This window comes from Sagittula sp. MA-2 (genome assembly GCF_030126985.1).
Lineage (GTDB): Bacteria > Pseudomonadota > Alphaproteobacteria > Rhodobacterales > Rhodobacteraceae > Sagittula.
In genome coordinates, this window is the sequence record NZ_CP126145.1 from 1,734,286 (window position 1) to 1,746,796 (window position 12,511).

Below are 12,511 nucleotides of genomic sequence, written 5' to 3' on the forward strand. Positions count from 1 at the left end.
TCTGCCCCAGACCCCGGAGGTATTTGGAAAGCAAAGAAGCACAGGGATGGCCCTGTCGGGAACGGGGGGCACGGTGATGGCACGCGAGCGGCTTTATCTTTACGACACGACGCTGCGCGACGGGCAGCAGACGCAGGGGGTGCAGTTCTCCACCGCCGAAAAACTGAAGATCGCCGCCGCGCTGGATGCGCTTGGCGTCGATCATATCGAGGGCGGCTGGCCGGGGGCGAACCCGACGGATTCGGCCTTCTTCGAGGAGGTGGGCCGGACGCGGGCGACGCTGACGGCCTTCGGCATGACCAAGCGGGCCGGGCGTTCGGCCGAGAACGACGATGTGCTGGCGGCGGTGATGAACGCGGGCACGGCGGCGGTCTGCCTCGTGGGCAAGACGCATGATTTCCACGTCACCACGGCGCTGGGGATCACGCTTGAGGAGAACCTCGAGAACATCGGCGCCTCGGTCGCGCATCTGGTGGCCTCGGGGCGGGAGGCGCTGTTCGACGCGGAGCATTTCTTTGACGGCTACAAGGCGAACCCGGCGTATGCGCTGTCCTGCCTGAAGGCGGCGCTGGACGCGGGCGCGCGCTGGATCGTGCTGTGCGACACCAACGGCGGCACGCTGCCCGCCGAGATCGGCCGGATCGTCGGCGAGGTGATCGCGGCGGGCGTGCCGGGGGCGCAGGTGGGCATCCACACGCACAACGACACCGAGACGGCGGTGGCCGGGTCGCTTGCGGCGGTGGAGGCGGGCGCGCGGCAGATCCAGGGCACGCTGAACGGGCTGGGTGAACGCTGCGGCAACGCCAACCTGACGGCGCTGATCCCGACGCTTCTGCTGAAGGAGCCCTATGCCAGCCGTTACGAGACCGGGGTGAGCCGGGAGGCCCTTGAGGGGCTGACGCGGGTGAGCCGGATGCTCGACGACGTGCTGAACCGGGTGCCTCTGAAGCAGGTGGCCTATGTCGGCGCCTCGGCCTTTGCGCACAAGGCGGGGCTGCATGCGAGCGCGATCCTGAAGGATCCCACCACCTACGAGCACATCGACCCGGGCCTTGTGGGCAACCGGCGCGTGGTGCCGATGTCGAACCAGGCGGGGCAGTCGAACCTGCGGCGCAGGCTGGCGGAGGCCGGGCTGGAGGTCGCGCCGGGCGATCCGGCGCTGGCGCGCATCCTCGAACTGGTGAAGACGCGGGAGGCGGAGGGCTATTCCTACGACACCGCGCAGGCGTCCTTCGAGTTGCTGGCGCGGGAAGAGCTGGGGCTCCTGCCGGAGTTCTTCGAGGTGAAGCGCTACCGCGTGACGGTTGAGCGGCGAAAAAACAAGTACAACCGCATGGTGTCCCTGTCGGAGGCGGTGGTGGTGGTGAAGGTCGACGGCGAGAAGAAGCTGTCGGTCTCTGAATCCATGGACGAGGAAGGCAACGACCGCGGCCCGGTGAACGCCCTGTCGAAGGCGCTGGCGAAGGACCTCGGGTCCTACCAGGAGTTCATCGACGACATGCGGCTGGTGGACTTCAAGGTGCGGATCACGCAGGGCGGCACGGAGGCGGTGACGCGGGTCATCATCGACAGCGAGGATTCCTCGGGCCGGCGGTGGGCGACGGTGGGCGTGTCGGCGAACATCGTCGATGCCTCCTTCGAGGCGCTGCTGGACGCGGTGCGCTGGAAGCTGGTGCGGGCGGGTGCGGCCTGATGGATTGGGAGGCGTTCTTTACCGTGCATCGCGGCCTGCCGCGCGAAGGACCGGGGACGGCGGAGGACGTGGCCTGGGCCTGCGGTCTGGCGGGGCTGCCGGAGGGCGCGGTGATCTGCGACGCGGGCTGCGGCCCGGGCGGCGACATCGCCGCCTTGCTGGACGCCGTGCCGGGGGCGCGGGTCGTGTCGGTGGACAAATCGGCGGGTTTCGTCGCGGAGGCAGCGGCGCGGTTCGCGGGCGAGGCGCGGGTGTCGGTCGTGGAGGGCGATCTTGGCGCGTTGCCGGGGGCGTACGACATGATCTGGTGCGCGGGTGCGCTCTATTTCCTCGGGCTTCGGGACGGGCTGGCGGCCATGGCACGGGCGTTGAAGCCCGGCGGCGTGCTGGCGTTCTCGGAGCCCTGTTTCTTCACGGACGCGCCGGGCGCAGAGGCGCGGGCCTTCTGGGAGGGGTACCCGGCGCAGTCGGCGGAGGGGATCGCCGCGGCGGTCACGGCGGCCGGTTTCGACGTCCTTGGCACGCGGAAGGTGCCGGACGCGGGCTGGGAGGCCTATTACCGGCCCATGGAAGCGCGGATCGCGGCGTTGCGCCCGGACGCCGATGCGCGGCTGGCGGCGATGCTGGACCTTTGCGCGGCGGAGGCCGTGGCCTGGCGGCAGGTCAGGGACGAGACCGGATACCTCCTGTGCGTGGCGCGGTTGTCATGATCGCGCCCGGGTCGGACCTTCACGCATGCGCGGAAATCGTCGAACGCGGCGATCCGGAGCGTTTCGCGGGGGCCATGGCGGCGCCGGTCGAGGCGCGGCGGGCGCTGTTCCCCTTGTATGCCTTCAACGTCGAGGTGGCGCGCGCGCCCTGGGTGACGGCGGAGCCGATGATCGCCGAGATGCGCCTGCAGTGGTGGCGCGACGCACTGGACGAGATCGGCAGCGGCGGCGCGGTGCGGCGGCACGAGGTGGTCACGCCGCTGGCGGAAGTGCTGGACGCCGAGGGCGCCGCGGTGCTGGACGCGCTGGTGGAGGCGCGTCGGGCGGATATCGAGAAGGCGCCGTTCGGCGAGGCGGACGAGTTGTGGGCCTACCTTGAGGCGACGGGTGGCGGGCTGATGGCCGTGGCGGCGAGGTGCCTCGGCGACCGCGACGGGCGCGCGGCGTGGGCGCTGGGGATGGCCTCCGGGCTGGCGGCCTACCTGCGGGCGGTGCCGGAGCTGGAGGCGCGCGGCAAGCTGCCGCTGGCCGACGGGCGCCCGGAGGCGGTGGGGGCGCTGGCGGCGCGCGGTCTGGAGCTGGTGGGCGAGGCGCGGGCGGCGCAGTCCGCGATGCCGCGTGCGGCGCGGGCGGCGCTGATGCCCGGTGTGCTGGCCGAAGCGGTGCTGAAGCGGGTCGTGGCCGATCCGACGCGGGTGAAGGCCGGGGCGGTGATGCCCTCCGAGGCCACGGTTCGGCTGGCGCGCCTGAAGGCGGGGCTGTTCGGCAGGGTCTGAACGGCCGGGCGGGCGGCATCGGTTTGGCCGGAACTGCACGGGCGACAATCTCCTAGAGAGGAAGCTGGGGCGTTCAGAGGTCGCGTTGCGCCTTCTTCAGCCATGTCTGCGACCGCAGCGGCAGCCAGGGATTGGCGCTGTCCGGGGCGAGGCCCTTGTGGTGCAGGAACTCGGCCAGGGCCACGGCGCGGGCGGGCTGGGTCATGTACCCGGCCCAGCCGCTTTCCTCGGCAGCCGTCATCTGGATCGCGCCGAAGCCCGCGATGATGCAGTGCAGGTCGGTGGCCAGTTCGTGCATCTTGTAGCCGCCGGGCAGGGCGTCGGCGTAGGGCGCGAGGCGGGCATGCATGACCTCGTGCGCCATCGTGTTGATGAAGCTCACCGGGCGGCGGAGCCCGCGCGGGCTGTACTGGATCACCGGCTGCGCGTCGTCATGCAGGTAGGTGCCGGCGACCTCGGACATCTTGCCGTATTCATGGGCCAGTTCGTCGGGCAGCTCTGCCAGGGGGGCCAGCAGGAAGATGTTCGGCTGGCCGGTGAGGGTGCAGATGTCGGCCAACACGGCCTCGGCCATGAACTGGTCGGTGCCCCTTGTGGCGCGGAAGTGGTGGCGCGACGGGGTGATCAGCCGGGCCTTGTCCCACCAGTCGGGACGGTTGGTCATGACCCAGTCGTAATGCTCCTGGATCCAGGCCCAGAGGTCGTTGTCGATGATCTGCTTGGGGCGGGAACGGAAGGGCCACATCTCAGGCCTCGACCACGTCCTTGGGGCGCAGCCAGAGCCAGATCAGCGCGCCGCCGGCCAGCACGAGGAAGGGTGCCATGGCGAGGTTCACCGACATCCAGCCCTGCACCGGCGAGCCGCCCGAGCAGTTCATCAGCCCGCCCGACGACAGCGAGGCGAAGGTGACGGCGCCGAAGACGATCAGGTCGTTCAGGCCCTGCATGCGGCCGCGTTCGTGTGCCTCATGGGCACCGGAAAGCATGGTGGTCGCGCCGATGAAGCCGAAGTTCCAGCCGATGCCGAGGAGGACCAGCGCCACGAAGAACTGTTCGAGGTTCACGCCCGAGAGGCCCACGGCGCCCGCGCCTGCGAGGATGACGAGGCCCGTCGCCATGATCCGCTCGACGCCGAAGCGCGCGATCAGGTGGCCGGTGAAGAAGCTGGGCGCGAACATCGCGAGCACGTGCGCGGTGACGACATTGGCGGCATCGCCGGTCTCGTATCCGCAGCCGACGACCGCCAGCGGGGTCGATGTCATCACGAGGTTCATCAGCGCGTAGGAGACCGCGGCGCAGATCACCGCCACGCCGATGCGGGGGGTGGTCAGAAGCTCCCACCGGGTGCGGCCCTTCGGTGCATCCTCGGCCGGGACCGGGGGTTTGGGGATGTCGAGGAAGAAGAACAGGCAGGCGCCGATCAGGTTGATCGCGATCACCCCGGCGTAGGTGCCAAGGAAGGGGATCACGTAGCTGTCGGCGGTGAACTTCACCAGTTGCGGCCCGATGACGGCGGAGGCGAGGCCGCCTGCCATGACGTAGGAGATCGCCTTGGGGCGGAAGTCGTCGGAGGCGGTGTCGGCGGCGGCGAAGCGGTAGAAGCCCTGCGCAGACATGTAGATGCCGGTCACGAGGCTGCCCAGCAGGAAGATCGTGAAGGAGGCGGTCAGGAGCCCGTAAGCGCCGATCGCACCGCCCACCGCACCAGCGCCCGCGCCGAGGAAGAAGCCCGCGCGGCGCCCGTATTTCTGCATGATCGCCGAGACCGGCGTGGCGGCCAGCATGGACCCCAGAACGATCAGCGAGATCGGCAGCGTGGCGTAGCAGGGGTTGGGCGCGAGGCTTTGACCGGCCAACCCGCCGATGGTGAAGATCATCGGCATCTGCGACCCGAGAAGCGCCTGCGCGAGCACGAGGACGGTGACGTTGCGCCGGGCGCGGGTATCGGAGGGCTGGGTCGTGGTCTGGGTGGTCATGGGCGAAGTCGTAGGCCCAGCCGCGAGGTATCGCAAGGGGTGAATGTGTCCTCGTGAACGACCTCTTCGGGGCGCCGCGCGGCCCGGTCCGGAATGCGCAGGAAGCGGGTCGCCGCACAGCGGACGGCGCGGGCATTGCGCCTTGGCGCTGCGGACGGCAGGGTGCCGTCGAAAGGAGAGTGCCATGAGCGAGAGTGTCGGGCGGATCATCGTGGGCGACGCCTGCGTGGCGGAAGGGGCGGACTGGCTGGCTCTGCGCGAGCCGCGCTTTGCCGCCGCGCTGGAGGCCACCGGGCCGCTGCCCTTGCGGCGCCGGCCTGACGGGTTCGCGCAGCTTCTGAGCGCCATCGTCAGCCAGCAGGTCAGCGTCGCCTCGGCGCGCGCGATCTGGGCGCGGCTGGAGGGGGCGGGCATGACCTCCGCCGCGGCGGTGGCCGGGGCCACGGACGATGAGTTGAAGGCGCTGGGGCTGTCGCGGCAGAAGGTGGCATATGCGCAGGCGCTGGCCTCTGCCGGCATCGACTTCGACGGCCTGCGCGGGATGCCCACCGACGAGGTGGTGAAGACCCTCGTCTCGGTGAAGGGGATCGGTGTCTGGACGGCAGAGATCTACGCGATGTTCAGCCTTGGCCGCGCGGATGTCTTTGCGCCCGGAGACCTTGCCCTGCAGGAGGGCGCGCGACTGCTGTTCGACCTTGGCGAACGGCCGAAGGAACGCGCGCTGCGCCAGATGGCCGAGGCCTGGTCACCCTGGAGATCGGTTGCGGCGCGCGCGCTCTGGGCCTACTACCATGTGTGCAAACAGCGAGAGGGCATTGCGTGAGCGGTATCTGGACGGGTCTCGGGGCGGTTGCCGCGATCATCTGGGCCGGGGCCTGCGCGGCGGCCTTCGACGTGCCCACGGTCTGCACCGGGCGGATGGACTTCGCCAACGCGGACGGCTCGACCGAGACGTATGACCTGCGGCTGACGCTTGGCGCCGAGGGTTACCGCATCACGTCGACCAATCTCGCCGACGGTGCGGTGACCGACGACACGGGGCGATGCACGGATTACCTCGACCCGGGCTGCCGCCACGAGATCCGCGATGCGGCGGGCGAGGTGACCGATTTCTACGACTTCGTGCTGGTCGCGCTCGACGGCGGTGAATATGCCTATGCCGAACGATGGGCCGACGGGTTCGAGGGCGGTGCCAGGATGACCTGCGCGCCGGAATGACAGAGGGATCAGGGAGTATAGCGATGACACGGGTTCTGAAGGCAGGGCGCCGCGCGCCGGTATCCGGGGAGACACGGTCCTGCGTGGTCTTCCTGCACGGTTACGGGGCGAACGGGGCGGACCTGCTGGGGCTGGCCGATCCGATGGGCGAACACCTGCCCGACACGCTGTTCGTCGCCCCCGACGCACCGGAGGCCTGCGCGGGCGCGCCCTTCGGCTTCCAGTGGTTCCCGATCCCGTGGATCGACGGCTCCTCCGAAGAGGAAGCGGCCGCCGGGATGATGCGGGCGGTCGACGACCTGAACGCCTTTCTCGACGCGCTGATGGTGGACGAGGACCTCATGCCGGAGCAGGTCTGCCTCTTCGGCTTCAGCCAGGGCACGATGATGAGCCTCCACGTGGGTCCGCGCCGCGAGGATGCGGTGGCGGGGATCGTCGGCTTCTCGGGCCGTCTGCTGCAGCCGGAGCTTCTGGCGGACGAGGTGCAGTCCAAGCCGCCGATCCTGCTGGTGCATGGCGACATGGACGACGTGGTGCCGGTGGATTCGCTCCCCGCCGCGGCGGAGGCGCTTCAGGGCGCGGGCTTCCAGGAAGTCTATGCCCACATCATGAAGGGCACCGCCCACGGCATCGCGCCCGACGGGCTATCGGTCGCGCTGGCCTTCATCCGCGACAAGTGCGGTTTCTGAGGCTGACTTCGGGCCGATCTGCGGACAGGGCGGCCCGTTTCCCGTTCCGACCTGTCGGAGCGCCGGGCGCATCGCCGCCCCATGGGTGCACGCCCGCGTCCGGTCAACGATCGTCGCAGATGCGGCGGACGCTGACCTGCCCGCCACGCCGCCGCCGGCTGGATACGTTCGCCCCGCGCCCTACCTGCCTGTCACACAGGCATTACATTCGGGGGCTACTCCTCTGCTGGACCACAGCATCTTGTAAGGCTTGCCAGAAGGTTGCCGCGAGATATAGTGGCATGTAGCTGGGGCGGGTCGTCCCGCTCCGGTGCTTGAAAGCGAGCAGACGGAGCGGAGGACGAGTCCCGCAATGGACGGAGATTTCAGAACCACATTCGTACGGGAGCCGGGCGCCCTGAGGCACCATCCGGCGCTTGTGCTGAACGCGGATTACAGGCCGTTGTCTTACTACCCGCTGAGCCTCTGGACGTGGCAGGAAGCGGTGAAGGCCAAGTTTCTCGACCGGGTCGACATCGTGGCGGAATACGACGAGGTCGTCCGAAGCCCGAGTATGAGCATCAGGATACCCAGCGTGGTCGTCCTGAAGGATTTCGTGAAACCCCAGAAGCGCGTGGCCTTCACGCGCTTCAATCTTTTTCTGAGGGACGAATTCCGCTGCCAGTACTGCGGGACCAAGGCGGAGCTGACCTTCGATCACGTGATCCCGCGGGCGCGCGGCGGCATCACGAGCTGGGAAAACGTCGTGGCGGCCTGCGCGCCCTGCAACCTGCGCAAGGGATCGCGGAGCCTGCGCCAGTCGGGCCTGAGCCTGCGCAAGGTGCCACGGCAGCCCACGGCGGGCGAGCTTCTGAACATGGGGCGGCGCTTTCCGCCGAACCACCTGCACGACAGCTGGATCGACTTCCTCTACTGGGACGCGGAACTGGAGGCCTGAGCGGGCGTGTCCCGGGGGCCGTGCAGTTGTCGGGGCGGATAGTGTGCGCTTCCACATTGCGCGAGTTCTCAGCCTGAGGTCTGCGGGCGCCGATGCACTGGTCCTGGCATTGGTGCCCTGATCGGAGCAGCGCCCCTCTGAAGGGGCGGATCAGCCGGGCAGGGTGACGACGATGGCCTTGCCGCCGGTTGCGACCACGGTGTGTTCGTACTGGACGACCGGCGCCTGGGGGTCGGCGCGCAGGGTCCAGCCGTCGCCGCCGTCGGCGGCCCAGAGCGCGCCGGTGGACAGGAACGGCTCCACCGTCAGGACAAGGCCGTTGTGGATGCGGCGTTTGTCCTTGTTGGGCCATGTGGCGATCTCCCCGGGATATTCGTGCAGCGACCGACCGACGCCGTGGCTGGCGAGGTTGCGCACCAGCGTGTAGCCGCGGTCGGAGGCGAAGCGCCCGATGGCCTGCCCGATCCCGTCCAGCCTGCGGCCCGCGCGGACCTGCGCGATGCCGATCTGCATCGCCCGCCTGCCGTCCCGGCAGAGCCGGTCGAGCGAGGGCTTCACCGGCGGCACGCGGTGGGTCGCGCCGGTGTCGGCGAAGTAGCCGTTCTTCGAGGCGGAAACGTCGATGTTCACGAGGTCGCCCGCAGCGATCACCCGGTCGCCCGGGATGCCGTGGGCGATGTCCTCGTTCACGCTGATGCAGGTGGCTCCGGGGAAGTCGTAGACCTGTTCGGGGGCAGAGACCGCGCCGTGCCGGTCGAGATACGCGCGCCCGATGGCGTCGAGTTCGCGGGTGGTCATGCCCGGCTCCATCGCCTGAGCCATGGCGCCCAGGGTGATGGCGACGATGCGGCCGATCTCTTTCAGCCCGTCGAGGTCTTCCTGTCTGTCGATGGTCATGGCCGCGCTCCGTTGGGTATCTGTCAGGACAGATAGCGCAGGCGATGGGGTTTGTCCCGGGGTCACGGCGCTTGTGCGCGCCGCGTCGCGGCGGCAGGTTTGGCGGGACCTGTCCAAGCAAGGTGGCGCACCAGTGTCCCGACTGATCCTGATGAACCCCAATTCGAACGCCGCGACCACGCAGGCCATGGTCGCCATCGCCCGGCAGATCCTGCCCGGGGTCGAAGGCTGGACCGCGCCGAGGGGGCCGGGGATGATCGTCACCGAAGAGGCGCTGGCCGCCGCAGCGGAGGAGGTGGCCTCGGCCGACCTCGGCGATGCGGCGGGGGTGATCGTCTCTGCCTTCGGCGATCCGGGGATGGCGGCACTGGCCGCGCGGCTCGACTGTCCGGTGGTGGGTATCGGCGCGTGTGCCGCGGCAGAGGCGGGCGCGGGCGGGCGCAGCTTTGCCGTGGTGACGACGACGCCGGGCCTCGAACGGTCGGTGGACAGGCTGATGCGTGCCCATGCCGGGGCGGGCCGCTACCTGGGGTGTTTCCTGACGGAGGGCGATCCGCTGCGCCTGATGGAGGACGCTGACATGCTCGACCGCGCGCTGCTTGAGGGGATCGGGCGGGCCGCGGGGCAGGGCGCGGCGGTGGCGATCATTGGCGGCGGACCGCTGGGAGAGGCGGCAGAGCGGCTGGCGGATCGCTCGCCGATTCCCCTGATCGCGCCGATCCGGGCGGCGGCGCGGGCGCTGCGGGCGCGTCTGGACGGGCCGTGCCGCTGATTTGACATCAAAAGGGTGTGCCGTTTGCACCTTTTTGCGGCAGTCGACCCCTCTCAGCCTGTTTTCTGAGCGGCGGCCCCGGAGGTCCGTGCGCCATCTCCGGCTGACACGTTTCGTGGCTGGCAAGCAGATTGTGCACTTGGCCAGAATTTGTGCCGTGGGCGCCGCAACGACGGCGTCGGGAGACATGCCGGGCCGCTGTGCCCGGACCAGAACACGGAGAGGTATCTATGAAGACTTTCGGAAAGGGCGTTGCGGCCCTTGCCACGGCCGTCACGCTGTTGTGCGGCGGCATGGTCCACGCGCAGGGCACCCTGCGCGTGGGCATGACGGCGGCAGACATCCCGCTCACCACAGGCCAGACCGACCAGGGCGGCGAAGGCATGCGGTTCATGGGCTACACGGTCTACGACTCGCTGATCGAATGGGACCTGACGAGCGCCGACAAGCCCTCCGTCCTGATCCCCGGCCTTGCGACCGAATGGTCGGTGGGCGACGACCAGCTGACCTGGACGTTCAAGCTGCGCGAAGGTGTGACCTTCCACGACGGTTCGCCCTTCACCGCGGAAGTGGCGGTCTGGAACTTCGAGAAGCTCCTGAACGACCAGTCGGAACAGTATGACCCGCGCCAGTCCGCGCAGGGCAAGTCGCGCATTCCGGCGGTCGCCTCCTATGAGGCGGTGGACGACCTGACGCTGACCATCACTACCAAGGAACCCGACGCGACGCTGCCCTATCAGCTTGCGTGGATCCTGATGTCGTCGAAGGCGAACTGGGAGGCGATGGACAAGGACTGGGAAAAGGTCGCCATGTCGCCGTCGGGCACCGGCCCGTGGAAGCTGGAGACCTTCGTGCCGCGTGAGCGCGCCGAAATGGTCCCCAACACCGAGTACTGGGATGAGGACCGCATCCCCAAGCTGGACAAGATGGTGCTGCTGCCGCTGCCCGAACCGAACGCCCGCGCCGCGGCGCTGATGTCGGGGCAGGTGGACTGGATCGAGGCGCCCGCGCCCGACACCATTCCGGCGATGGAAGGCAACGGCTTCGTCATCTCGTCGAACGCCTATCCGCACAACTGGACGTGGCACCTGTCGCGGCTGGAAGGTTCGCCCTGGAACGACATCAACGTCCGCAAGGCGGCCAACCTCGCCATCGACCGCGAAGGCATGATGCCGCTGCTGGGTGGCCTGATGGTCCCGGCGAAGGGTTTTCTGCCGCCGTCCTCGCAGTGGTTCGGCAACCCCGAGTTCGACGTGACCTACGACCTCGAGGCCGCCAAGGCGCTGATGCAGGAATCCGGCTACGGCCCCGACAACCGCCTTGCGGTCAAGGCGCTGATCTCGCCGTCGGGTTCGGGCCAGATGCTGCCGCTGCCGATGAACGAATACGTCCAGCAGAGCCTTGCCGAGATCTGGATCGACGTGGAATTCATGGTCGTCGAGTGGAACCAGATGATCAATCTGTGGCGCGCGGGCGCGGCGGATGCGTCGGTCGACGGGTCGCAGTCGATCAACTTCACCTACTTCATCCAGGACCCGTTCACCGGTCTGATCCGTCACCTCGACTGCAACCTGATCGCGCCGAACGGCACCAACTGGGGCCATTACTGCGACGACGAGATGCAGGCGCTGTTCGAAGGCATCAAGACCACCTTCGATCCCGAAGAGCAGAACGCGGTGCTGCAGAAGACCCACGAGAAGTTCGTGAACGACGCGCTGTTCCTGTTCGTCACGCATGACGTGGCACCCCGCGCGATGAAGCCCTCCGTGAAAGGCTTCGTGCAGGCGCAGAACTGGTACCAGAACTTCTCCTCCATCACGATTGAAGAGTAAAAGACCCGCCCCGCCGCCCTTTGCGGGGTGGCGGGGCCTCTCGGAAGGGGCTCACACGTGCTCAGCTATCTACTTCGCCGCATCCTGCTGGTTCTGCCGGTCGCCTTCGGCGTCTCGGTCATCTGCTTCCTGCTGGTGCAGATTGCGCCGGGCGATCCGCTGACTGCCATCATGCCGGTCGACGCCACCGCCGAGGAACAGGCCGCGATGCGTGCCGCCTACGGTTTGGACAAGCCCCTGCCGGTGCAATACGCCATCTGGATCGGCAACCTCGTGCAGGGCGACATGGGCAAGTCGATCGCCACCGGCCGCCCTGTCGCCGGAGAAGTGTTCGGCGCCGTCCAGAACTCCCTTCTGCTGGCCGCGAGCGCGGCGGTCATCGCCTTTCCCATCGGCATCTTCCTGGGCTTCCTCGCAGGCTACTTCCGCGACACCTGGATCGACCGGGGCGTGACCGCGCTGTCGATCACCGGGGTTTCGGTGCCGAACTACTGGCTGGGCATCGTCCTGGTCATCATCTTCTCGGTCAACCTCGGCTGGCTGCCGTCCATGGGCGCGGGCCCGGGCGGAAGCCAGGCGTGGGAATGGGACTGGGCGCACATGCGCCACCTGATCCTGCCCGCCGTGACGCTGGCCGTGGTGCCCATCGGCATCGTCGCGCGCACGGTGCGGGCGCTGGCGGGCGACATCCTGACCATGGACTTCGTGCAGGCCTTGTATGCGAAGGGCATGAGCCGCGCCGACGTGCTGCGCCACGTCGCCCGCAACGCCGCCGCCACCGCGCTGTCGGTCATGGGCCTGCAGCTCGGTTACCTGCTGGGCGGTTCGATCCTGATCGAGACGGTCTTCAACTGGCCCGGCTCAGGCTTTCTGCTGTCGAATGCGATCTTCCAGCGCGACCTGCCGCTTCTGCAGGGCACGATCCTCGTGCTGGCGCTGTTCTTCGTGGCGATGAACCTGATCGTCGACGTGGCACAGGCCGCCATCGACCCGCGCATCCAGAGGACCTGA

13 protein-coding genes are annotated in these 12,511 nt (G+C 68.7%); 10 read left to right on the forward strand and 3 right to left on the reverse strand.

Going from position 1 to position 12,511, the window contains the following annotated elements; translation table 11 throughout:
* The first annotated feature begins 76 nt into the window (after positions 1–76).
* Genes cimA through QNI11_RS08665 form a run of 3 tightly spaced genes read left to right on the forward strand, consistent with a single transcriptional unit; the run spans position 77 to position 3,179 of the window.
* Positions 77–1,693: a citramalate synthase gene (gene cimA, locus QNI11_RS08655; RefSeq protein ID WP_100926917.1), complete on the forward strand. Its 1,617-nt coding sequence runs from the start codon at positions 77–79 to the stop codon at positions 1,691–1,693.
* Positions 1,693–2,403 (forward strand): trans-aconitate 2-methyltransferase, encoded by a 711-nt coding sequence (locus tag QNI11_RS08660; protein ID WP_283983113.1) that lies wholly within the window; start codon positions 1,693–1,695, stop codon positions 2,401–2,403. Before cimA ends, QNI11_RS08660 begins: the two co-directional genes overlap by 1 nt.
* Entirely contained in the window at positions 2,400–3,179 is a 780-nt protein-coding gene (locus QNI11_RS08665) for a squalene/phytoene synthase family protein (protein WP_283983491.1), read from the forward strand. The genes QNI11_RS08660 and QNI11_RS08665 overlap by 4 nt, the downstream gene beginning before the upstream one ends.
* A gap of 73 nt (positions 3,180–3,252) precedes the next feature.
* Here the strand turns inward: QNI11_RS08665 and QNI11_RS08670 are convergent, their stop codons facing one another.
* Positions 3,253–3,924, reverse strand: coding sequence for a hypothetical protein (locus tag QNI11_RS08670; RefSeq protein ID WP_283983114.1), 672 nt, complete (start codon positions 3,922–3,924; stop codon positions 3,253–3,255).
* 1 nt (position 3,925) lies between these two features.
* Positions 3,926–5,155: an MFS transporter gene (locus QNI11_RS08675; protein ID WP_283983115.1), complete on the reverse strand. Its 1,230-nt coding sequence runs from the start codon at positions 5,153–5,155 to the stop codon at positions 3,926–3,928.
* A gap of 184 nt (positions 5,156–5,339) precedes the next feature.
* Here QNI11_RS08675 and QNI11_RS08680 point away from each other — a divergent pair, with 184 nt between their 5' ends.
* The 4 genes from QNI11_RS08680 to QNI11_RS08695 all read left to right on the forward strand — a co-directional run bounded on the left by QNI11_RS08680 (position 5,340) and on the right by QNI11_RS08695 (position 7,999).
* Positions 5,340–5,978 (forward strand): DNA-3-methyladenine glycosylase, encoded by a 639-nt coding sequence (locus QNI11_RS08680; RefSeq protein WP_100926912.1) that lies wholly within the window; start codon positions 5,340–5,342, stop codon positions 5,976–5,978.
* Positions 5,975–6,373 carry a hypothetical protein gene (locus QNI11_RS08685; protein WP_100926911.1) on the forward strand — a complete coding sequence of 133 codons (399 nt, stop codon included), beginning with the start codon at positions 5,975–5,977 and terminating at the stop codon, positions 6,371–6,373. Before QNI11_RS08680 ends, QNI11_RS08685 begins: the two co-directional genes overlap by 4 nt.
* A 23-nt stretch (positions 6,374–6,396) precedes the next feature.
* Positions 6,397–7,062, forward strand: a complete 666-nt coding sequence (locus QNI11_RS08690) for an alpha/beta hydrolase (protein ID WP_100926910.1) — start codon at positions 6,397–6,399, stop codon at positions 7,060–7,062.
* Between the two features lie 352 nt (positions 7,063–7,414).
* Positions 7,415–7,999: an HNH endonuclease gene (locus QNI11_RS08695; RefSeq protein ID WP_100926909.1), complete on the forward strand. Its 585-nt coding sequence runs from the start codon at positions 7,415–7,417 to the stop codon at positions 7,997–7,999.
* 150 nt (positions 8,000–8,149) lie between these two features.
* Here the strand turns inward: QNI11_RS08695 and map are convergent, their stop codons facing one another.
* Positions 8,150–8,896 carry a type I methionyl aminopeptidase gene (map, locus tag QNI11_RS08700; RefSeq protein WP_283983116.1) on the reverse strand — a complete coding sequence of 249 codons (747 nt, stop codon included), beginning with the start codon at positions 8,894–8,896 and terminating at the stop codon, positions 8,150–8,152.
* Between the two features lie 133 nt (positions 8,897–9,029).
* Between map and QNI11_RS08705 the strand changes: the two genes are divergently transcribed.
* The 3 genes from QNI11_RS08705 to QNI11_RS08715 all read left to right on the forward strand — a co-directional run bounded on the left by QNI11_RS08705 (position 9,030) and on the right by QNI11_RS08715 (position 12,511).
* Positions 9,030–9,668, forward strand: a complete 639-nt coding sequence (locus QNI11_RS08705) for an aspartate/glutamate racemase family protein (protein ID WP_283983117.1) — start codon at positions 9,030–9,032, stop codon at positions 9,666–9,668.
* A gap of 230 nt (positions 9,669–9,898) precedes the next feature.
* Positions 9,899–11,500, forward strand: a complete 1,602-nt coding sequence (locus QNI11_RS08710) for an ABC transporter substrate-binding protein (protein ID WP_283983118.1) — start codon at positions 9,899–9,901, stop codon at positions 11,498–11,500.
* A gap of 57 nt (positions 11,501–11,557) precedes the next feature.
* The gene (locus QNI11_RS08715; protein ID WP_100926906.1) at positions 11,558–12,511 is read left to right on the forward strand and encodes an ABC transporter permease; all 954 of its coding nucleotides are present in this window, start codon (positions 11,558–11,560) and stop codon (positions 12,509–12,511) included.

Bases quoted from the DNA above. Each gene is read 5' to 3' on its own strand.
- QNI11_RS08690 (WP_100926910.1), top strand. From the start codon at position 6,397: ATGACACGGGTTCTGAAGGCAGGGCGCCGCGCGCCGGTATCCGGGGAG.
- QNI11_RS08670 (WP_283983114.1), bottom strand. From the start codon at position 3,924: ATGTGGCCCTTCCGTTCCCGCCCCAAGCAGATCATCGACAACGACCTC.
- QNI11_RS08675 (WP_283983115.1), bottom strand. From the start codon at position 5,155: ATGACCACCCAGACCACGACCCAGCCCTCCGATACCCGCGCCCGGCGC.
- map (WP_283983116.1), bottom strand. From the start codon at position 8,896: ATGACCATCGACAGACAGGAAGACCTCGACGGGCTGAAAGAGATCGGC.
- QNI11_RS08665 (WP_283983491.1), top strand. From the start codon at position 2,400: ATGATCGCGCCCGGGTCGGACCTTCACGCATGCGCGGAAATCGTCGAA.
- QNI11_RS08695 (WP_100926909.1), top strand. From the start codon at position 7,415: ATGGACGGAGATTTCAGAACCACATTCGTACGGGAGCCGGGCGCCCTG.
- QNI11_RS08710 (WP_283983118.1), top strand. From the start codon at position 9,899: ATGAAGACTTTCGGAAAGGGCGTTGCGGCCCTTGCCACGGCCGTCACG.
- QNI11_RS08680 (WP_100926912.1), top strand. From the start codon at position 5,340: ATGAGCGAGAGTGTCGGGCGGATCATCGTGGGCGACGCCTGCGTGGCG.
- cimA (WP_100926917.1), top strand. From the start codon at position 77: ATGGCACGCGAGCGGCTTTATCTTTACGACACGACGCTGCGCGACGGG.
- QNI11_RS08660 (WP_283983113.1), top strand. From the start codon at position 1,693: ATGGATTGGGAGGCGTTCTTTACCGTGCATCGCGGCCTGCCGCGCGAA.